22 protein-coding genes are annotated in these 20,826 nt (G+C 61.2%); 21 read left to right on the plus strand and 1 reads right to left on the minus strand.

Going from position 1 to position 20,826, the window contains the following annotated elements; genetic code table 11:
* The first annotated feature begins 20 nt into the window (after positions 1–20).
* The 6 genes from fliN to flhB are packed head-to-tail and all read left to right on the plus strand — an operon-like array spanning position 21 to position 3,887.
* The gene (fliN, locus tag M5C71_RS14100; RefSeq protein WP_103495951.1) at positions 21–488 is read left to right on the plus strand and encodes a flagellar motor switch protein FliN; all 468 of its coding nucleotides are present in this window, start codon (positions 21–23) and stop codon (positions 486–488) included.
* Positions 489–923, plus strand: a complete 435-nt coding sequence (gene fliO / locus M5C71_RS14105; RefSeq protein WP_103495950.1) for a flagellar biosynthetic protein FliO — start codon at positions 489–491, stop codon at positions 921–923.
* On the plus strand, positions 923–1,675 hold the full coding sequence (fliP, locus tag M5C71_RS14110; protein WP_103495949.1) for a flagellar type III secretion system pore protein FliP: 753 nt from the start codon (positions 923–925) through the stop codon (positions 1,673–1,675). The genes fliO and fliP overlap by 1 nt, the downstream gene beginning before the upstream one ends.
* Positions 1,676–1,690: 15 nt before the next feature.
* Positions 1,691–1,960 (plus strand): flagellar biosynthesis protein FliQ, encoded by a 270-nt coding sequence (gene fliQ / locus M5C71_RS14115; protein ID WP_100939027.1) that lies wholly within the window; start codon positions 1,691–1,693, stop codon positions 1,958–1,960.
* A 1-nt stretch (position 1,961) separates the two neighbouring features.
* Entirely contained in the window at positions 1,962–2,744 is a 783-nt protein-coding gene (gene fliR, locus M5C71_RS14120; protein WP_103495948.1) for a flagellar biosynthetic protein FliR, read from the plus strand.
* Positions 2,745–2,747: 3 nt separating this feature from the next.
* Positions 2,748–3,887: a flagellar biosynthesis protein FlhB gene (gene flhB, locus M5C71_RS14125; protein ID WP_103495947.1), complete on the plus strand. Its 1,140-nt coding sequence runs from the start codon at positions 2,748–2,750 to the stop codon at positions 3,885–3,887.
* Positions 3,888–3,925: 38 nt separating this feature from the next.
* Here the strand turns inward: flhB and M5C71_RS14130 are convergent, their stop codons facing one another.
* On the minus strand, positions 3,926–5,179 hold the full coding sequence (locus M5C71_RS14130) for a hypothetical protein (protein WP_103495946.1): 1,254 nt from the start codon (positions 5,177–5,179) through the stop codon (positions 3,926–3,928).
* 446 nt (positions 5,180–5,625) lie between these two features.
* Here M5C71_RS14130 and M5C71_RS14135 point away from each other — a divergent pair, with 446 nt between their 5' ends.
* From M5C71_RS14135 to M5C71_RS14205, 15 genes are all read left to right on the plus strand, one after another.
* Complete coding sequence (locus tag M5C71_RS14135) at positions 5,626–6,285, plus strand: hypothetical protein (protein WP_248768081.1); 660 nt, start codon at positions 5,626–5,628, stop codon at positions 6,283–6,285.
* Between the two features lie 119 nt (positions 6,286–6,404).
* A complete protein-coding gene (gene flhA, locus M5C71_RS14140) occupies positions 6,405–8,534 on the plus strand; it encodes a flagellar biosynthesis protein FlhA (RefSeq protein WP_177100135.1) in 2,130 nt (709 codons plus the stop codon).
* An 11-nt stretch (positions 8,535–8,545) separates the two neighbouring features.
* Positions 8,546–9,874: a flagellar biosynthesis protein FlhF gene (flhF, locus tag M5C71_RS14145; RefSeq protein ID WP_103495943.1), complete on the plus strand. Its 1,329-nt coding sequence runs from the start codon at positions 8,546–8,548 to the stop codon at positions 9,872–9,874.
* Positions 9,875–9,995: 121 nt separating this feature from the next.
* Positions 9,996–10,829, plus strand: a complete 834-nt coding sequence (fleN, locus tag M5C71_RS14150; RefSeq protein ID WP_040069867.1) for a flagellar synthesis regulator FleN — start codon at positions 9,996–9,998, stop codon at positions 10,827–10,829.
* Positions 10,826–11,566, plus strand: a complete 741-nt coding sequence (gene fliA / locus M5C71_RS14155) for an RNA polymerase sigma factor FliA (RefSeq protein ID WP_103495942.1) — start codon at positions 10,826–10,828, stop codon at positions 11,564–11,566. Before fleN ends, fliA begins: the two co-directional genes overlap by 4 nt.
* Positions 11,567–11,738: 172 nt before the next feature.
* A complete protein-coding gene (locus M5C71_RS14160; protein WP_003183998.1) occupies positions 11,739–12,110 on the plus strand; it encodes a chemotaxis response regulator CheY in 372 nt (123 codons plus the stop codon).
* A 22-nt stretch (positions 12,111–12,132) separates the two neighbouring features.
* A complete protein-coding gene (locus M5C71_RS14165) occupies positions 12,133–12,921 on the plus strand; it encodes a protein phosphatase CheZ (protein ID WP_103495941.1) in 789 nt (262 codons plus the stop codon).
* A 14-nt stretch (positions 12,922–12,935) separates the two neighbouring features.
* Positions 12,936–15,215, plus strand: a complete 2,280-nt coding sequence (locus M5C71_RS14170; protein WP_103495940.1) for a chemotaxis protein CheA — start codon at positions 12,936–12,938, stop codon at positions 15,213–15,215.
* A gap of 52 nt (positions 15,216–15,267) precedes the next feature.
* Positions 15,268–16,401 carry a chemotaxis response regulator protein-glutamate methylesterase gene (locus M5C71_RS14175; protein WP_103495939.1) on the plus strand — a complete coding sequence of 378 codons (1,134 nt, stop codon included), beginning with the start codon at positions 15,268–15,270 and terminating at the stop codon, positions 16,399–16,401.
* Positions 16,401–17,141, plus strand: a complete 741-nt coding sequence (locus M5C71_RS14180) for a flagellar motor protein (protein WP_103495938.1) — start codon at positions 16,401–16,403, stop codon at positions 17,139–17,141. The genes M5C71_RS14175 and M5C71_RS14180 overlap by 1 nt, the downstream gene beginning before the upstream one ends.
* Positions 17,142–17,151: 10 nt before the next feature.
* Positions 17,152–18,039, plus strand: a complete 888-nt coding sequence (gene motD / locus M5C71_RS14185) for a flagellar motor protein MotD (RefSeq protein WP_103495937.1) — start codon at positions 17,152–17,154, stop codon at positions 18,037–18,039.
* A gap of 51 nt (positions 18,040–18,090) precedes the next feature.
* Positions 18,091–18,879: a ParA family protein gene (locus M5C71_RS14190; protein WP_103495936.1), complete on the plus strand. Its 789-nt coding sequence runs from the start codon at positions 18,091–18,093 to the stop codon at positions 18,877–18,879.
* Positions 18,880–18,963: 84 nt separating this feature from the next.
* Positions 18,964–19,863: a CheW domain-containing protein gene (locus tag M5C71_RS14195; RefSeq protein ID WP_103495995.1), complete on the plus strand. Its 900-nt coding sequence runs from the start codon at positions 18,964–18,966 to the stop codon at positions 19,861–19,863.
* A 73-nt stretch (positions 19,864–19,936) separates the two neighbouring features.
* The gene (locus M5C71_RS14200) at positions 19,937–20,419 is read left to right on the plus strand and encodes a chemotaxis protein CheW (RefSeq protein ID WP_040069887.1); all 483 of its coding nucleotides are present in this window, start codon (positions 19,937–19,939) and stop codon (positions 20,417–20,419) included.
* Positions 20,420–20,812, plus strand: coding sequence for a DUF2802 domain-containing protein (locus M5C71_RS14205; RefSeq protein ID WP_248744709.1), 393 nt, complete (start codon positions 20,420–20,422; stop codon positions 20,810–20,812).
* Positions 20,813–20,826 lie beyond the last annotated feature (14 nt).

The raw sequence follows: 20,826 nt of genomic DNA on the forward strand, positions 1-20,826 counted from the left end.
CTGCTTGCCGAGGACAACTGATGGCTAATGATAACGATATGACTTCCGCCGACGACCAGGCCCTGGCCGACGAATGGGCGGCTGCCCTGGAAGAAACCGGCGATGCCGGCCAGTCCGATATCGATGCCTTGCTGGCGGCTGACTCCGGCAATTCGTCGGGCGGCAGCCGCCTGCCCATGGAAGAGTTCGGCAGTGTGCCGAAGAACAACGACCCGGTGACCCTGGACGGTCCGAACCTGGAAGTGATCCTCGATATTCCGGTGTCGATTTCCATGGAAGTCGGCAGCACCGATATCAATATCCGCAACCTGCTGCAATTGAACCAGGGTTCGGTGATCGAACTCGATCGCCTGGCCGGCGAGCCGTTGGACGTGCTGGTCAATGGCACGCTGATCGCCCACGGTGAAGTGGTGGTGGTCAACGAAAAGTTCGGTATCCGTCTGACCGACGTGATCAGCCCGAGCGAACGCATCAAGAAGTTGCGCTGAATGAACAGGCTTCTCGGCATCCTGCTGCTGTCGCCGCTCAGTGCCTGGGCGGCCGAACCGCTGGCCACGGCGACAGCGGCCACGCCGAGTACGCCCGGCAGCATGGCCGGGCAACTGACGCAACTGGTGCTCGGCTTGCTGCTGGTGCTGGGGATCATCTTTGTCCTCGCCTGGCTGCTGCGCCGTATGCAACAGGTCGGGCCGGGGGCGAAGGGGCGGCAGGTCATCGAACTGATCGGCTCGCGTGCCCTCGGGCCGCGTGACCGTCTGGTGCTGGTGCAGGTCGGCAACGAGCAGATCCTGCTCGGGCTGTCGCCGGGCACCATCACCCCGCTGCATGTGCTCAAGGAACCGGTCCAGGTGCCGAGCAGCGAGCAGGCCACGCCTGAATTCGCTCAGCGCCTGATGGAATTGCTGGGTAAGGATAAGAAGTGATGGGTGCTTTGCGGTTTGTCTTGACGTTGGCCTTGCTGCTGGCGGCGCCTCTGGCGCTGGCGGCCGATCCATTGTCGATCCCGGCGATCACCCTCGGCACCGGGGCCAACGGCCAGCAGGAATACTCGGTCAACCTGCAAATCCTGCTGATCATGACGGCGCTGAGTTTTATCCCGGCGTTCCTCATGCTGATGACCAGTTTCACCCGGATCATCATTGTCTTCTCGATCCTGCGCCAGGCCCTGGGCCTGCAGTCGACGCCGTCGAACCAGATCCTCACCGGCATGGCGCTGTTCCTGACCATGTTCATCATGGCGCCGGTCTACGACAAGGTGAACCATGATGCCCTGCAGCCCTACCTGGCCGACAAGATGACGGCCCAGGATGCGGTGCTCAAGGCCGAAGTGCCGATCAAGGAGTTCATGCTGGCGCAGATCCGCACCAGTGACCTGGAGCTGTTCATGCGCCTGTCCAAGCGCACCGACATCGCCACGCCCGACCAGGCGCCGCTGACCATTATCGTGCCGGCCTTCATCACCTCGGAATTGAAGACCGCGTTCCAGATCGGCTTCATGATCTTCATTCCCTTCCTGATCATCGACCTGGTGGTGGCCAGTGTGCTGATGGCCATGGGGATGATGATGCTGTCGCCACTGATTATTTCCCTGCCGTTCAAGATCATGTTGTTCGTGCTGGTGGATGGCTGGGCATTGATCATCGGTACCCTGGCCAGCAGTTTTGGCGGTGTCTAGAGCGAGTGATGTGTAATGACTCCTGAAGTCGCAGTCGACATATTCCGTGATGCCCTCTGGCTGACCACCCTGATGGTCGCCGTGCTGGTGATCCCGAGCCTGGTGGTGGGCTTGATTGTGGCGATATTCCAGGCCGCCACCCAGATCAACGAACAGACCCTGAGCTTCCTGCCGCGCATGTTGGTGATGCTGGTCACCCTGATTGTCGCCGGGCCCTGGCTGGTGCAGAAGTTCATGGAGTACATCCTGTCGCTGTACGGCAGCATTCCGCAGGTCATCGGCTGATATGTCGCTGCTCGCGCTGACCGACACGCAGATCAGCAGCTGGGTCGCGAGCTTCATGCTGCCGGCGTTTCGGGTCGGCGCGGTGATCATGACCATGCCGGTCTTCGGGACCACCCTGTTGCCGCGCCGGATCCGCATGTATTTCATCCTGGCAATCACGGTGGTCATCGCCCCCGGCCTGCCGCCGATGCCCGAGGTGCATCCGCTGGACCTGAGCGGGTTGCTGCTGATCGCCGAGCAGATCATCTTCGGTGCCTTGCTCGGTTTTTCCCTGCAATTGTTTTTCCAGGCCTTCGTGGTGGCCGGACAGATCATCGCGATCCAGATGGGCATGGGCTTCGCGTCCATGGTCGACCCGGTCAACGGTGTCTCGGCGGCGGTGATCGGACAGTTCTTCACCATGCTGGTGACGCTGATGTTCCTGGCCATGAACGGTCATCTGGTGGTCATCGAAGTGCTGACCGAGAGTTTCACCACCTTTCCGGTGGGCAGCGGGCTGTCGACCACGGATTTGTGGGAAATCTCCGGCAAGCTCGGCTGGGTGCTCGGGGCGGCGTTGGTACTGGTGCTGCCGGCGATCACCGCGTTGCTGGTGGTGAACATCGCGTTCGGCATCATGACCCGTGCCGCGCCGCAGCTGAACATCTTCTCCATTGGTTTTCCGCTGATCCTGGTGCTGGGGATGATCATTCTCTGGGTCAGCCTGGGCGATATTCTCAACCAGTATCAACCGCTAGCCGATGAGGCCCTGCAGTTTTTACGTGGACTGGCACGGGTGCGCTGAACCATGGCAGAGAGCGAGAGCGGCCAGGACAAGACAGAAGACCCCACGGACAAAAAGAAAAAAGATGCCCGGGAGAAGGGTGAGGTTGCCCGCTCCAAGGAACTCAATACCTTTGCCGTGATGATGGCCGGTGCCGGCGCGCTGCTGGTGTTCGGCGGCGCCCTGGCCCAGGATCTGGCCGAGTTGATGCGCATGAATTTCACCCTGAGCCGGGAAGTGGTGCTCGACCAGCGCTACATGGGGATTTTTCTCCTGCGCTCCGGGGAAATGGCTATCTGGGCCGTGCAGCCGATCCTGCTGACCGCCCTGGCCGCCGCCCTGATCGGGCCGATCGCCCTTGGCGGGTGGTTGTTCTCGCCTGGTACATTGGCACCGAAGTTCAGTCGGATGAACCCCTTCCCGGGGATCAAGCGGATGTTCTCGGCCAAGTCGGTGATGGAGCTGCTCAAGGCGGTCGGCAAGTTCACCATCATTCTGTTCGTCGGGCTGTCGGTGTTGTCCTCGGATATCGACGACCTGGTACGGATCGCCCATGAACCGCTGGAGTCGGCGGTCATCCACAGCCTGCAACTGGTGGGCTGGAGTACCTTGTGGATGTCCCTGGGGCTGTTGATCATTGCCGCGGTGGATGTCCCGGTGCAGCTCTATACCGCCCACCAGCGCCTGTTGATGACCAAGCAGGAAATACGTGACGAACACAAGGACCAGGAGGGGCGGCCGGAGGTCAAGCAGCGGATTCGCCAGTTGCAGCGCGAAATGTCCCAGCGGCGGATGATGGCGGCGATTCCCGAAGCGGATGTGGTGATCACCAACCCGACCCACTATGCCGTGGCGCTCAAATACGACGCGGAGAAGGGTGGGGCGCCGGTGTTGCTGGCCAAGGGCAGTGACTTCCTGGCCTTGAAGATCCGCGAGATCGCCGTCGAACACGACGTCCTGCTGCTTGAGTCGCCGGCCCTGGCGCGTTCGATCTACTACTCCACCGAGTTGGATCAGGAGATTCCGGCGGGCCTGTACCTGGCGGTGGCACAAGTGCTGGCGTACGTCTTCCAGATCCGCCAGTACCGTGCCGGCAAGGGCAAGCGCCCGGACCCGCTCAAGGGCGACCTGCCGATTCCGCCGGATTTACGCCGCGATTCCTGAACAGGCCCGACAAACACCGAGCCTCCGGGCCGCCTGGCCTATGTTCCGAGGTAGCGGGAGACGACGTTCCTCGGGGTATCACCCGTAACTACGATGCCTTTGTCCGGCTGGACGATCACTGACTCCCATACACCGCGTGAGCCTGGAAAAAATCGTCTGACGTATCCTGATCCATTGCCAAAGGTGGTGTCGAGATTACCATTGGCCAGATAGCGTGCGATAAGGCCGCTCTCCCTTGACAGCAAACCTGCATAACCCACGACAACTATTTCATCGGGTGTACCGCCTATATCAAACCAGCCCATGCCGTCTGTAATGCCAAAGTCGCTCACCAGGGGCGCGCCATTATTAAATGCCGGATCCAGGCGACCATTGGCGGTGAATGCCGCGAGCAATCCCCTGAGCCCGGCTCCCCATATATCGCCGGGATCCATGTCTGACACACCGGCGGCGAATATACGCCCGTCATCATGTAGGGACAGGCTTATGGCGGCTGAAGGGTAACCTACGCCGAATGAAGTCCTGCCGCCGTGCCCGAAGTCGAGGTCTGGAGAACCATCGACATTGAAGCGTGCCAAGTTGGCACCTTCGCTATCCACTCCAGCGATGGTGATTTTTCGATCGGCCGACACAGCAACCGCGTTGATGACGGTATTAGGATTAAGATGACCGGTCTGGTTAAAGCTATGGTCGATCTCTCCGTTTTTTTCTAGCCTCAGCAGAAGCGCGTTTTGTCCGATGATAATTTTTTCATCGGGGTCCACAACGATATTTGACCTGGGGTGGCTCAGCAGCGTTCTGCGGTTTCTCAGGGTGGAAAGGTGGTCCTGGGGGAGGTTGGGTGGCGCGTCGGTGAGACGAGGGAGAATAACGCTGCCCTTATTGCCAAAACTTTCGTCAGGCGCCCCATTTTCCAGGAAGCGTGCCAGTGCAATTCGGGACTCTCCTGCGAATGAACGGTGATGGCCGGCCAAGAGTATTTTGCCATCCTTGAGTATCTGAGCCCCGGTGGCGGTGGCCTCGCTTCCTGTTTTGAATACGCCGAGGAGGCTGCCGGTGCCATCTGGGCCAAAAGACGGATCAAGGCGTCCCAGATTGGTGAGTTGCGCCAGTTGAAAACTCAGTTGGTTGTTTTCCAGATGCGTCCCTACAAAGAGTATTTCTCCGCGGGGGCGCAGACCCGCGATGCTCATGAGCAGAGTGCCCGCCCTGAAGTCAGAGAACGAGCCTAGAAATCCAAATTCACTATCTATGCTTCCAGGAGCAGTTAAGTTTTGAGTGGGTCCTTTCATGAGGATGTCTCTCTTTGTTTGGATGAATCTGCATCCGTTGAGTTTGGAGGGGTAGGGGCAAGCTAACCCCCGCGATGGTGGATATTCGATGTGTGCTTGCCATTCCGTGTTGCATAACGATGATAGGGGCGGGAAAGATTTCTCGTGAACTGTCAGAACTGACAGTTTTTTATGTTGAGTTGTACTAAGAGTGTGGTTTATTGGATTGTTTTTAACTAAAGCGGCAATAGGGCGGGGATGAGGCTATCAGAGTGGTTTTTTTGGCTGCACGTCTTCTGCGTTGCGCACCCTGCGCCAGCTCTTGTCTCGGCGGCACGACCAGTGGCAGTACTTTTTGCATAAAACTGTCAATTCTGACAGTAGACCGCGTTCGTTTGCCTGGCGCCTCATAGGCTCCATGGAGGTTTCATTCTTCTCAGGGATGGCCATCATGGGAGCGAACGATCATGAGCAACGAGCAATATGAGCGGCTGGAAGGGATGGGGTTGCTATTTGTATCGGGCAGGTTGGAGGACAAACCTGAAATCGGTGCGATCGGCTATTCGATCACTTTCAGGTTGTTACTGGATTTTGAACGTTTCAAAGAAGCAGCCAACACCCATATTCCGGGTTACCTCGATGCTCCTATCAACGCCATCCGTCCCGAGTTGGCCGGTCTGGCCTATCACTATTCGTACAATTACTTTTCCGGCAATGCGGGAAGTATTCGTTCATTCGAGCAACTCTGCGGGGTATTCAGCAATCCGAATGACTATATGAGTGATTGGTCCGCCAATGGGCTTTCGAGGCGTTACGGCAAGCCGGTTTTCGAGTTTTTCGACGATGATGTCTTTATCACGGTCCAGCAGGACTTCCGCTGGAGCGACCGCAAGCGCCGGATCGTCATTGCTGATTTGCCCATCATCGAATTTCAGTGGGCACTCAATTTGATGCTGGGGCATGACCTGCTTTCGCGTGCCCCGACGGCGATTGTCGTTCTGGGGTATTTCCATGAAGACCAGGTCAAGGTCGAGGATGCCCGGTTGAATCGCGGGATCCTGTACGTGAAAGGGAGTGATCTGCAGTTTGGCAAGTTGACCGCGAACGACATCCGGGTCGCCCAGTAGAACCCCTGGTTCGAGGCGGCTCGTTACCTTGGACTGCAAAAGTTGGAAGGCTTCTTGCAGTGGCAGGCCTATGACGCTCCCGGCGTCAAAAGTTTGCTTCAAGGTGACGAGGAATACCGGTGGATCGCTCTCAACTTCTCAACTCGGCGCGCAGCAACCTGAGCAGCCTCGGCCGCGGCAACCTCGGTGTGCCGGTGCTGCTGTTGATCATGCTGGCGATGATGATGTTGCCGGTGCCGGCGTTTCTGCTGGACGTGTTCTTCACCTTCAACATTGCCCTGTCGATTGTCGTCCTGCTGGTCTGCGTCTACGCCCTGCGACCGCTGGATTTCGCGGTATTCCCGACCATCCTGCTGATCGCCACGCTGCTGCGCCTGGCGCTGAACGTGGCGTCGACCCGGGTGGTCATGCTCCACGGCCAGGAAGGTCATGCCTCCGCCGGTAAGGTGATCCAGGCCTTCGGCGAGGTGGTGATCGGCGGCAACTACGTGGTCGGTATCGTGGTCTTCGCGATCTTGATGATCATCAACTTCGTCGTGGTCACCAAGGGCGCCGGACGGATTTCCGAGGTGAGCGCGCGCTTCACCCTCGATGCGATGCCCGGCAAGCAGATGGCGATCGACGCCGACCTCAACGCCGGCCTGATCGATCAGCCACAGGCCAAGCTGCGCCGCCTGGAAGTCGCCCAGGAAGCCGAGTTCTACGGTTCCATGGACGGTGCCAGCAAGTTCGTCCGCGGTGACGCCGTCGCCGGCCTGCTGATTCTGTTCATCAACCTGATCGGCGGCATGGCGGTCGGGATCTTCCAGCACCATATGAGTTTTGCCGACGCCGGCAAGGTCTACGCCCTGCTGACCATCGGTGACGGTTTGGTGGCGCAATTGCCATCACTGTTGTTATCCACAGCGGCGGCGATCATGGTGACCCGGGCTTCCGGCTCGGAAGACATGGGCAAGCAGATCAGCCGGCAGATGTTCGCCTCCCCCAAGGCCCTCGGTGTCGCCGCCGGCCTGATGGCGGTGATGGGCCTGGTGCCGGGCATGCCGCACTTTTCCTTTATCAGCCTGGCGGCCGTCGCCGGTGGCATCGCCTATCTGGTCTGGAAAAAACAGAACGTCGCCAAGGTCCAGGCCCTGGCCGAAGTCCAGCGCCAGCAGGAGCTGCTGCCGTCGCCGGCGCGAACCCAGGAAACCAAGGAGCTGGGTTGGGATGACGTGAGCCCCATCGACATGATCGGCCTGGAAGTCGGTTATCGCCTTATTCCGCTGGTGGACCGTAACCAGGGCGGGCAGTTGCTGGCGCGGATCAAGGGGGTGCGCAAGAAGCTCTCCCAGGACCTGGGCTTCCTGATGCCCACGGTGCATATTCGTGACAACCTCGACCTGGCACCCAGCGCCTACCGCCTGACCCTGATGGGCGTGACCCTGGCCGAAGCCGAGATCTACCCGGATCGCGAACTGGCGATCAACCCGGGGCAGGTCTACGGTCCCCTCAACGGGATCACCGCCAAAGACCCGGCCTTCGGCCTGGAGGCGGTCTGGATCGAGGTCAGCCAGCGGTCCCAGGCGCAGTCCCTGGGGTATACCGTGGTCGACGCCAGTACCGTGGTGGCGACGCACCTCAACCAGATTCTCTACAAGCACTCCAGCGAACTGATCGGCCACGAGGAAGTCCAGCAACTCATGCAGTTGCTGGCCAAGGGCTCGCCGAAACTGGCCGAAGAGCTGGTGCCGGGGATCATTTCCCTGTCGCATCTGCTCAAGGTGCTGCAAGCCCTGCTCGCCGAACACGTGCCGGTCCGGGATATCCGCAGCATTGCCGAAGCGATCGCCAACAATGCCAGCAAGAGTCAAGATACTGCCGCTATGGTTGCCGCGGTTCGCGTCGGATTGTCCCGCGCAATCGTCCAAAGCATTGTGGGGCTTGAGTCCGAGCTGCCTGTGATCACCTTGGAACCAAGGTTGGAACAGATATTGCTCAATAGTCTGCAGAAGGCCGGACAAGGCTCGGAAGAAGGCGTTCTTCTGGAGCCGAGCATGGCTGAGAAACTCCAGCGTTCGTTGATCGACGCCGCCCAGCGCCAGGAAATGCAAGGGCAGCCGGTGATCCTGCTGGTAGCTGGACCGGTTCGCGCGATGCTTTCGCGGTTTGGACGACTGGCGGTGCCAAGTCTGCATGTCTTGGCCTACCAGGAAATTCCGGACAACAAGCAAGTGACCATCGTTGCGACAGTAGGGCCCAACGGCTGAGGTAGTGGGTTATGCAAGTTAAGCGTTTTTTCGCCGCCGATATGCGTCAGGCCATGAAGCTCGTTCGTGATGAGCTGGGCTCCGACGCGGCCATTATCGGCAACCGCCGGATTGCGGGCGGTGTCGAGCTGACGGCTGCCCTGGACTACAAGCTCTCGGCGCTGTCGCCGCGGGTGCCGAACATGGAACTCGAAGACGAGCTGCGCAAGACTCAGTCGCGTATCGTTACCGCCCAGGCCGAGCTGAGCCTGCGCAGCGACGGCGATACCGACGCCACGACCAATCGCCAACTGTTCGCCGGCCTGCCGCTGACCGCCGCCGAGCCGCTGATCGAACCGACTTTCGAAGAGCCGCGGCGCCCGGCGCCAGCGCCTGTCGCACACGCCCCGGCGGTGGACCAGCGAGTGTTCGACTCGATGCGTTCGGAGCTCAACGGCCTGCGCGAGCTGCTGGAAGTCCAGCTCGGCTCCCTGGCCTGGAACCAGTTGCAAGGTCGTCAGCCGCAACAGGCCAACCTCTGGCGTCGCCTGCAGCGTATCGGCCTGTCCGGGCCGTTGTCGCGGGACCTGCTGGAACTGGTGAACGGGATCGAGGAGCCGCGCCAGGCCTGGCGCATGCTGCTGGCGCACCTGGCGCGGATGATCGTCACGCCCGAGATCGAGCCACTGGAAGAAGGCGGTGTAATCGCCATGGTCGGCCCGGCCGGCATGGGCAAGACCACCACCCTGGCCAAGCTGGCGGCGCGTTATGTGCTCAAGTACGGCGCGCAGAACATCGCGCTGGTGAGCATGGACAGCTTCCGTATCGGTGCCCAGGAGCAACTCAAGACCCTGGGGCGGATCCTCAACGTCTCGGTGACCCATGTCGACCCGGGCCAGTCCCTGGCCCAGGCCCTCGACCCGCTGCTGCGCAAGCGCGTGGTGCTGATCGACACCGCCGGCCTGCAGGCCAGCGATCCGGCGTTGCGCATGCAACTGGAAAGCCTGGCCGGACGCGGGATCAAGGCGAAGAATTATCTGGTCCTGGCCACCACCAGCCAGAAACAGGTGCTGACCGCCGCCTACCACAGCTACAAGCGCTGCGGGCTGGCCGGTTGCATCCTGACTAAACTTGATGAAACGGCGAGCCTCGGCGAAGTGCTGAGCCTGGCCATCAGTCACGAATTACCAGTGGCCTACCTGACCGACGGGCCACGCATTCCGGATGATCTACACCTGCCGCGCCGGCATCAATTGGTGTCCAGGGCGGTCAGTGTGCAAATGCAGGAAGAACCCAGCGAGGAAGCCATGGCCGATATGTTCGCTGATATCTACCACAGCCCGTCAAAACGGGTGGGTTGAGATGAGTATTCAGACGTTGCAAATTACCTACATCGATGGTCTGCCACGCATTGTTCCGACAAGTGAACGCGCAGCCAGTTATGTGGCCTTCCGTCTAAGCAAGACAAGGTAAGAAGAGAACATGGGCAGCATGCATCCCGTACAGGTGATCGCGGTGACCGGCGGCAAAGGTGGCGTCGGGAAGACCAACGTGTCAGTGAATTTATCCCTGGCCCTGGCTGAGCTTGGCCGGCGCGTCATGCTGCTGGATGCGGATCTGGGGCTGGCGAATGTCGACGTCCTGCTGGGCCTGACACCCAAACGTACCCTGGCCGACGTGGTCGAAGGCCGCTGTGAGCTGCGCGATGTGCTGTTGCAAGGCCCGGGCGGGATTCGTATCGTGCCGGCGGCCTCGGGGACCCAGAGCATGGTGCACCTGAGCCCGGCGCAGCATGCCGGCCTGATCCAGGCATTCAGCGATATCGGCGACAACCTCGACGTGCTGGTGATCGACACCGCCGCGGGCATTGGTGAGTCGGTGGTCAGCTTCGTCCGCGCGGCCCAGGAAGTGCTGCTGGTGGTCTGCGACGAGCCGACGTCGATCACCGATGCCTACGCCTTGATCAAGTTGCTCAACCGCGACTACGGCATGAACCGCTTCCGCGTGCTGGCCAACATGGCCCAGAGCCCGCAGGAAGGCCGCAACCTGTTCGCCAAGTTGACCAAGGTCACGGATCGTTTCCTGGACGTGGCCTTACAATACGTCGGCGCCGTTCCCTATGACGAGTGTGTGCGCAAGGCCGTGCAAAAGCAGCGTGCGGTCTACGAGGCATTCCCTCGTTCGAAATGTGCCTTGGCGTTCAAGGCTATCGCTCAGAAGGTCGACACCTGGCCGCTTCCCGCCAATCCACGGGGGCACCTGGAGTTTTTCGTCGAGCGTCTGGTGCATCAAACGAGTGCGGGACCGGTGCTATGACTGCCAGTGGCTATCGCATGTATTCCAAGTCGTCGCGTGACAGCCAATATGAATTGATTGAACGTTACGCACCGTTGGTCAAACGTATCGCTTACCACCTGCTGGCGCGGTTGCCGGCCAGTGTCCAGGTCGAGGATCTGATCCAGGCCGGGATGATCGGGCTGCTGGAAGTCTCGACCAAGTACGACGCGAGCAAGGGGGCCAGTTTCGAGACCTATGCCGGCATTCGTATCCGCGGCGCGATGCTCGATGAAGTGCGCAAGGGCGACTGGGCACCACGTTCGGTACACCGCAATACCCGTATGGTCAGTGACGCAATTCGCGCAATTGAAGCAAAAACCGGCCGTGACGCTAAAGATCACGAGGTTGCAGCCGAACTCCAATTGAGTCTCGACGATTATTACGGGATTTTGAACGATACCTTGGGCAGCCGCCTGTTCAGTTTCGACGACCTGTTGCAGGACGGCGACCATGAAGGGCTGCACGAGGACGGCGCAAGTGCTCATCTCGAGCCGTCGCGCGACCTGGAGGATGAACGCTTCCAGGCAGCGCTGGCGGATGCGATTGCCAATTTGCCGGAGCGTGAGCGACTGGTCTTGGCGCTGTACTACGACGAGGAGCTGAACCTCAAGGAAATTGGTGAGGTGCTGGGGGTCAGCGAGTCGCGAGTCAGCCAGTTACACAGCCAGTGCGCGGCCCGTTTGCGGGGGCGTTTGGGGGAGTGGCGAGCGCGCTGAGGGCAGTGTGGGAACACTGCGAACGAGACCGGCAGGGCGTTTGACGCCTTGCGGGTGACTCGGCCGGATGGCGTTTCCATGCAGTCGTTGAGTGCTGTGCCGAATTGATTGAACAGCGCGTCCAGGTGCTGTACGCGTTTAAGACTGCTTGGAGGTCGAATTGGACAAGAACATGAAAATCCTCATCGTTGATGATTTTTCAACGATGCGGCGGATCATCAAGAACCTGTTGCGTGACCTCGGGTTCACCAACACGGTTGAGGCGGACGACGGTACTACCGCGATTCCCGTCCTCAACAGCGGTAGCATCGACTTTCTGGTCACCGACTGGAACATGCCCGGCATGACCGGTATCGATCTGCTGCGCCACGTGCGCGCCGATGAAAAGCTCAAGCACCTGCCGGTGCTGATGGTGACCGCTGAAGCCAAGCGCGAGCAGATCATCGAAGCTGCCCAGGCCGGTGTAAACGGCTATGTGGTCAAACCATTCACGGCCCAGGCGTTGAAAGAGAAGATCGAGAAGATCTTCGAACGCATCGGTTGATGAAGTCCACCACGGGGGCGCTATGGAGCACAACGAATCTTCACTGGGTGATTTTGAACTAACCCTGAAAAAACACGCCCGCGAGCTGGTCGACAGCCTTGAAAAAGGCCGGTTTGGCGACGCGGTGCAAATGATCCATGAGCTGAATCAGACCCGTGACCGTGGCCTGTACCTGGAAGTCGGCAAGCTCACCCGCGAATTGCACAGCGCCATTGTCAACTTCCAGATCGACCCGCATATGCCGCAGGCCGAGGAAGTGTCGCAGATCACCGACGCCACCGAGCGCCTGTCCTATGTGGTCAGGCTGACCGAAGCGGCGGCCAATCGCACCATGGACCTGGTGGAGAGTGCGACCCCGAGGATCACTGGCCTGAACGTCGAGGCCAAGGCCCTGGGCGCCGACTGGGGCCGTTTCATGCGGCGCGAAGTCGGTGCCCAGGAGTTTCGCGAGCTGGCGCGGCGGGTCGAGACGTTCCTGTCCCGCAGCGAGCAGGAAACCCGCGCTGTTTCGAGCGAACTGAACGATATTCTGCTGGCCCAGGATTACCAGGACCTTACCGGCCAGGTGATCAAGCGCGTGACCCAGATGGTCACCGAAGTGGAAAGCAATCTGCTCAAATTGGTGCTGATGGCCAGTCAGGTCGACCGCTTTGCCGGTATCGAACATGACCGCGATGCGCTTCTTGCCGAAAAAGACCCACAAAAACAGATGGCCCAGGGTGAAGGTCCGCAGATTCATGCCGATAAACGTGAAGACGTTATGTCCGGTCAGGACGATGTCGACGATTTGCTTTCCAGTCTTGGATTCTAGGAGCACCCAAACACATGAGCTTCGGCGCCGATGAAGAGATCCTTCAGGATTTTCTGGTTGAGGCCGGCGAGATTCTGGAGCAACTGTCCGAACAACTGGTCGAGCTGGAAAGCCGGCCAGATGATGCGGATCTGCTCAATGCAATCTTTCGCGGTTTTCACACTGTAAAAGGGGGCGCCGGCTTCCTCCAGCTCAACGAGCTGGTGGAGTGCTGTCACATCGCCGAGAACGTGTTCGACATCCTGCGCAAGGGGGAGCGACGCGTCGACTCGGAGCTGATGGACGTGGTCCTGGAAGCGCTGGATGCGGTGAACGGCATGTTCAGCGAAGTCCGTGAACGTGGCCCGATCACTGCGGCCACCCCGGAGCTGCTGGCGGCCTTGGCGCGCCTGGCGGAACCGGCGGGTGCCGAGGAAGTGGCCGCGCCAGTGGCCGAAGTGGCGGAGCCGGAACCGGTCGCTGAAAGCGAATCCGGCGACATCACCGATAACGAATTCGAAATGCTGCTCGACTCCCTGAACAGCGTCAAGGCCGAAGCCGAGGCGCCCAAAGCGGTGGCTGCGGTACAAGGCGAGGCCGGTGGCGATGAGATCACCGACGCCGAGTTCGAATCCCTGCTCGACCAGTTGCACGGCAAGGGCCAGTTCGCGCCGGATGCCGTGGCGGCGCCCACTCCGCCGGCAGCACCGGCGGCGGCCAGCGGTGGGGCTGAAAAAAGTAGCGATATCACCGACGACGAATTCGAAGCCTTGCTCGACCAGTTGCATGGCAAGGGTTCGTTCAAGGTCGAGGCGCTCGATACCACTCCGGCTGCGGCTCAGGCGGCCGAGAAAACCGGCGCTGCAAGCGGCGACCTGATCACCGACCAGGAATTCGAATCGCTGCTCGACGAGCTGCATGGCAAGGGCAAGTTCACCGAAGTGGCCGCGACCACGGCGGTGGCCACGCCGGCCGCGACCAAACCGGCTGCCGCCGCACCTGCACCGGTTGCCAAGGCGCCAGCGCCGGTCGCAGCGACGCCAGCACCGGCCAAGGCCGCACCGGCACCTGCCGCCGCCGCGCCGGCTCCGGCCCGTGCCCCGGCGCCTGCCGCTGCGGCCGGCGACAAGCCGGCCGCCAGCGAAGCGGAAACCACCGTGCGGGTCGATACCGCGCGCCTGGACGAGATCATGAACATGGTCGGCGAACTGGTGCTGGTGCGTAACCGCCTGGTGCGCCTGGGCTTGAACAGCGGCGATGAAGCCATGTCCAAGGCCGTGTCCAACCTCGACGTGGTGACCGCCGACCTGCAGACCGCGGTGATGAAAACCCGCATGCAGCCGATCAAGAAAGTCTTCGGCCGCTTCCCGCGCCTGGTTCGCGACCTGGCCCGGCAGTTGAAGAAAGAGATCAACCTGGAACTGGTGGGCGAAGAGACCGACCTCGACAAGAACCTGGTGGAGGCCCTGGCCGACCCGCTGGTCCACTTGGTGCGCAACTCGGTCGACCACGGTATCGAAGAACCGGCCGACCGCGAAGCCATGGGCAAGTCCCGCAGCGGTCGGGTCATCCTCTCCGCCGAGCAGGAAGGCGACCACATCCTGCTGTCGATCTCCGATGACGGCAAGGGCATGGACGCCGACGTGCTGCGCAGTATCGCGGTGAAGAAGGGCCTGATGGACAAGGATGCGGCCGATCGCCTGAGCGAGACCGACTGCTTCAACCTGATCTTCGCCCCGGGCTTCTCGACCAAGACCGAGATTTCCGACGTGTCAGGGCGTGGCGTGGGCATGGACGTGGTGAAAACCAAGATCGCCCAGCTCAACGGTACCATCAACATCTACTCGACCAAGGGCAAGGGTTCGAAGATCGTCATCAAGGTCCCGTTGACCCTGGCGATCATGCCGACCCTGATGGTCATGCTCGGCAACCAGGCTTTTGCCTTCCCGCTGGTCAACGTCAACGAGATCTTCCACCTCGACCTGTCGCGCACCAATGTGGTCGACGGCCAGGAAGTGGTGATCGTCCGCGACAAGGCCCTGCCGCTGTTCTACCTCAAGCGCTGGCTGGTCAGTTCGGCCGCTCATGAGGAGCAGCGCGAAGGCCATGTGGTGATCCTTTCGGTGGGCACCCAGCGGATCGGCTTTGTCGTCGATCAGTTGGTCGGCCAGGAAGAAGTGGTCATCAAACCGCTGGGCAAGATGCTGCAAGGGACCCCGGGCATGTCGGGCGCCACCATTACCGGTGACGGTCGCATTGCCCTGATTCTCGACGTGCCGAGCATGCTCAAGCGTTACGCCGCACGGCGTATTTGATTCTGGCCCGGCGGCTGGGCTTAAGCCCGCCGCCGTGCCTAACGGAGTGTTTATGGTAGTCAAGGTCCTGGTGGTGGATGATTCGGGGTTTTTCCGCCGCCGCGTCTCGGAAATTCTTTCGGCGGATCCAAGCATTCAGGTCGTCGGTACGGCGACCAACGGTAAAGAAGCCATCGATCAGGCCCTGGCCCTCAAGCCGGACGTGATTACCATGGACTACGAGATGCCGATGATGGACGGCATCACGGCGGTGCGGCATATCATGCAGCGCTGCCCGACGCCGGTGCTGATGTTCTCGTCCCTCACCCACGAAGGCGCCCGGGTCACCCTCGATGCGCTGGACGCCGGGGCCGTGGACTTCCTGCCGAAGAATTTCGAAGATATCTCGCGCAACCCGGAGAAGGTCAAGCAGCTGCTGTGCGAGAAGGTTCACAGCATCTCGCGCAGTAACCGCCGCTTCAGCAGTGTGCCTGCTGCCGCGCCGTCTCCGGCCCCTACGCCGACACCGGCGTCCAGCAGCTACGGCAGCCCGGCTCCGGCACCCGTGCGCACCACCCCGGTGGCCAGTCGCGCTCCGGCGCCCGCACACGCCGCGGTCTCGACCTCCGGCGCGCCGAAGCGCAAGGCCTACAAGCTGGTTGCCATCGGTACCTCCACCGGTGGTCCGGTAGCCCTGCAGCGGGTCCTGACCCAGTTGCCGGCCAGCTTCCCGGCGCCCATCGTGTTGATCCAGCATATGCCGGCGGCCTTCACCAAGGCTTTTGCCGAACGTCTGGACAAGCTTTGCCAGATCAGCGTCAAGGAAGCCGAGGATGGCGACATCCTGCGTCCCGGGCTGGCCCTGCTCGCTCCGGGCGGCAAGCAGATGATGATCGACGGGCGTGGCGCGGTGAAAATCCTGCCAGGCGATGAGCGTCTGAACTACAAGCCTTGTGTGGATATCACCTTCGGTTCCGCGGCCAAGTCCTACGGTGACAAAGTTCTGGCGGTGGTCCTCACCGGCATGGGTGCCGATGGTCGTGAAGGCGCGCGCCTGCTCAAGCAGGGCGGCAGTGCCATCTGGGCCCAGGACGAAGCCAGTTGCGTGATCTACGGCATGCCCATGGCCATCGTCAAGGCTGAGCTGGCCGATGCGGTGTACAGCCTCGATGAAATCGGCAAGCACCTGGTCGAGGCTTGTCTCTGATGGATGTGTTGAGCCTTATCGGGATGATTCTGGCGTTTGTCGCCATCATCGGCGGCAACTTCCTCGAAGGTGGTCACCTGGGGGCCCTGGCCAACGGTCCGGCCGCCTTGATCGTGCTGGGCGGGACCATCGGCGCGGCCTTGCTGCAATCGCCGATGAGCGCGTTCAAGCGCGCCATGCAGATTCTCATCTGGATCCTCTTTCCACCGCGTATCGATCTGCCTGCCGGCGTCGAGCGCGTGGTCAACTGGAGTCTGACGGCGCGCAAGGAAGGCCTGTTGGGCCTGGAAAGCATCGCCGAGGCCGAGCCCGACACCTACTCGCGCAAGGGCCTGCAACTGCTGGTCGACGGTGCCGAGCCGGAAGCCATCCGCAGCATCCTCGAAGTGGACTTCTACACCCAGGAAAGCCGTGATATCGAGGCCGCCAAGGTCTTCGAAAGCATGGGCGGCTATGCGCCGACCATCGGTATCATCGGTGCGGTGATGGGCTTGATTCACGTGATGGGCAACCTCGGCGACCCCTCGCAACTGGGTAGCGGGATTGCCGTGGCCTTTGTCGCGACCATCTACGGCGTGGCCAGTGCCAACCTGATACTGCTGCCGGTGGCCAGCAAGCTCAAGTCGATTGCCTTTCGCCAGTCGCGTTATCGGGAAATGCTCCTCGAGGGCATCCTGTCGATTGCCGAGGGCGAGAACCCGCGCTCCATTGAATTGAAGCTGCAAGGCTTCATGGAGTGATGGAGTAGACATGGCCAGACGTCGCCAACACGAAGAGCATGTGAATCACGAGCGCTGGTTGGTTTCCTACGCTGACTTCATCACGCTGCTGTTCGCCTTTTTCGTGGTCATGTACTCGATTTCCTCGATCAACGAAGGCAAGTACAAGGTGATCTCCCAGGCGCTGGTCGGGGTCTTCAACGACGCCGACCGCAGCCTCAAGCCGATTCCCATCGGTGACGAGCGCCCGGTCACGGTCAAGCCGGCCGACCCGCTGATCAAGGATGTCGATCAGACCGATGCCGCCATCGGCCAGGGGGCCAAGGACCCGCTCAAGAGCATCGCCGACGATATCAGCGCGGCGTTCGGCGACCTGATCAGTTCCAACCAGATGACCGTGCGCGGCAACGAACTGTGGGTCGAGATCGAACTCAACTCCAGCCTGCTGTTCGGCAGCGGCGATGCAATGCCCAGTGACATGGCGTTCAACATCATCGAGAAGGTGGCGAAGATCCTCAAACCCTTCGACAACCCGATCCACGTCGAAGGCTTTACCGACGACCAGCCGATCCGTACCGCGCAATATCCCACCAACTGGGAGCTGTCCTCGGCCCGTTCGGCGAGTATCGTGCGGATGATGGCCATGGACGGGGTCAACCCCGGCCGGCTGGCATCGGTGGGGTATGGCGAGTTCCAGCCGGTGGCCAACAATGCCACCGCCGAAGGCCGGGCGCGCAACCGGCGGGTGGTGCTGGTGGTGTCGCGTAATCTCGACGTACGCCGCAGCCTGACCGGTACCGGCACGGCCAATGCAACACCGGACGCGGCCTTGAAGCGTGCTGGCACACAAACTGCACCGCCAGCGATAAAGCAAGCGGTACGCGAGAAGGCCGTCAAATCTCCGGCACCTGCTCTATAACTTGGCGCTATTTCTCGGCCGGCTTGACGCCGGGCGGGAGGAATACACTGAATGAGAGTCTGGGCAGTAGCCAATCAAAAGGGTGGCGTCGGTAAGACCACTTCCTCCATCGCTTTAGCCGGATTGCTGGCCGAGGCGGGCAAGCGCGTGGTCGTGGTCGACCTCGACCCCCACGGCTCGATGACCAGCTATTTCGGTTATGACCCCGATACCCTGGAACACAGCACCTTCGACCTGTTCCAGCACCGGGGCACGGTTCCTGTGGGCTTGCCCGGGCAATTGCTGCTGTCCACCAGCGACGAGCGGATTTCCCTATTGCCCTCCAGCACCGCCCTGGCGACCCTTGAGCGCTTGTCGCCGGGCCAGAGCGGCCTGGGCCTGGTGATCGCCAAGAGTCTGGCGCAGCTGTGGCAGGACTTCGATTACGCGGTGATCGACAGCCCGCCGCTGCTGGGTGTATTGATGGTCAACGCCTTGGCGGCGAGCCAGCAACTGGTGGTGCCGGTACAGACCGAACATCTGGCGGTCAAGGGACTGGAACGGATGGTCAACACCCTGGCGATGATCAACCGTTCACGCAAGCAGGCCTTGCCCTACACCATCGTACCGACATTGTTCGATCGCCGGACCCAGGCGTCCATGGGGACTCTGCGGGTCCTGCGCGACAAGTTCCCGGAGACCATCTGGGAAGGCTACATTCCGGTCGACACGCGCCTGCGCGATGCCAGCCGGGCGGGTGTCACACCGTCGCAGTTCGACGGCAAGAGCCGGGGCGTGCTGGCCTATCGGGCCTTGCTCAAGCACTTGCTGACCCAACAACTCATTCCGCAGGTGGCCTGACGTGTCCCAGTCCTCAAGTCATCTGCCTGTCCAGCCGATACCCTTTACAGGTTACTGTAACGGGACATCTCCATGGGCATGCACATGATCCGTCCTGTCGAAATCACCACACGGCCGCAAGTGGCGCTGCAATCCTATCTGGATGCACTGCTGCAGGAGGCGACCGAAGAGTTGCCGGTGGAAATCGCCGTCGAGGTGCCGGTCGCGGTACCGCTGCTGGTAGAGACGAGCGTGGCCAGCGAGCTGGACGAGTTCCAGGCCGCCGTGCTCGAAGAGCAGGCCCGCGATGCCCTGGCCGCGCAAGCCGTGGTTGCCGCACCCGTGGTGACGGCGCCTGCGCCAGTGCCAGTGGTGTTGGAAGCGCCGGTGGCGATACCGCAGGTTGTGCCGGTCGCGCCCGTGGTGGTGGAGCCGGTGGTCGAGGTGCATCTGCCGCCCGCGGCGAATATCCCGCCGCCACCGATGCAGGGCGACGAGCGTCCCCATTGGGCGGCCGAGCCTTTCGAATGCCTGCTGTTCGACGTCGCCGGGCTGACCCTGGCGGTGCCGCTGGTGTGCCTGGGGTCGATCTATTCGCTGGCGGGGCACGAGCTGACGCCATTGTTCGGACAGCCGGAATGGTTCCTCGGGATCCTGCCGAGCCAGGCCGGCAACCTGAAAGTGCTGGATACCGCGCGCTGGGTGATGCCGGACCGTTATCGCGACGATTTCCGCCAGGGGCTGCAATATGTGATCTCGGTCCAGGGCTACGAATGGGGGCTGGCGGTGCATCAGGTCAGCCGTTCCCTGCGCCTGGACCCCAACGAAATCAAATGGCGTACCCATCGTGGACAGCGGCCGTGGCTGGCCGGCACGGTCATCGAACACATGTGTGCGTTACTCGACGTCTCCGAACTGGCTGAACTGATCGCCAGCGGTGCGGTGAAACATCTGCAAACGAACAAGCCGGCCGGTAAACCAGCCAGCAAACCAACGAACAAATAACGGCGTCCTAGCGGTCCCCCCGCGAGGCTTGCCAGAGCACACACCGTATCAACGGTCATTGAGGGTCAGGGGTATGAATAAGTCGTCGTCCGCACAGAGTTCCGAAGATCCGATCCTGCAATGGGTAACCTTCAAGCTGGATAACGAGTCCTATGGGATCAACGTGATGCGCGTCCAGGAAGTCCTGCGCTACACCGAGATCGCCCCGGTACCGGGTGCACCGAGCTACGTGCTGGGGATCATCAACCTGCGCGGCAACGTGGTCACCGTGATCGACACCCGCCAGCGTTTTGGCCTGATGCCGACCGAAGTGAACGACAACACCCGTATCGTGATCATCGAGGCCGACAAGCAAGTGGTCGGTATCATGGTCGACAGCGTGGCCGAAGTGGTCTATCTGCGTCAGTCGGAAGTCGAAACCGCGCCGAACGTGGGTAACGACGAATCGGCCAAGTTCATCCAGGGCGTGTGCAACAAGAACAACGAACTGCTGATTCTGGTTGAGCTGGACAAAATGATGAGCGAAGAAGAATGGTCCGAGCTGGAGAGCATCTGATTGATTCTTGAGGTCGCCGTTATTCTCCTGTCCCTGTTGTGGGCCGGGACCGTAGGGATGTTTGTGGTCTATGCCCGCAACCAGCGTCTGATTGCCGGGCAGCAGGCCGAGGGCGATGCGTTGCGGGACCAGCGCATCAAGGAGCTGGCGCGGCGCGTGGATAACTTCCAGAACGGCACCGTGCGCATGGGCGAGGACCTGCACGAGCTGCGGGCCGTCGTCGCGCCGCTACCGGAAAAGCTTGCCCAACTGGAGCAGCGTGATCCGTCGAGCCTGTCCTTCGCCCAGGCGGCACGGCTGGTGGGGATGGGGGCCAGCGTTGATGAATTGACGCAGTCCTGCGGCCTGACCCAGGCCGAGGCGGAGCTGATGAGCAAGTTGCATCGGGGTTGAAGCCTTCGTCGTTG

The sequence above is a fragment of the Pseudomonas sp. MWU12-2345 genome (assembly GCF_023242385.1).
Classification (GTDB): domain Bacteria; phylum Pseudomonadota; class Gammaproteobacteria; order Pseudomonadales; family Pseudomonadaceae; genus Aquipseudomonas; species Aquipseudomonas gingeri_D.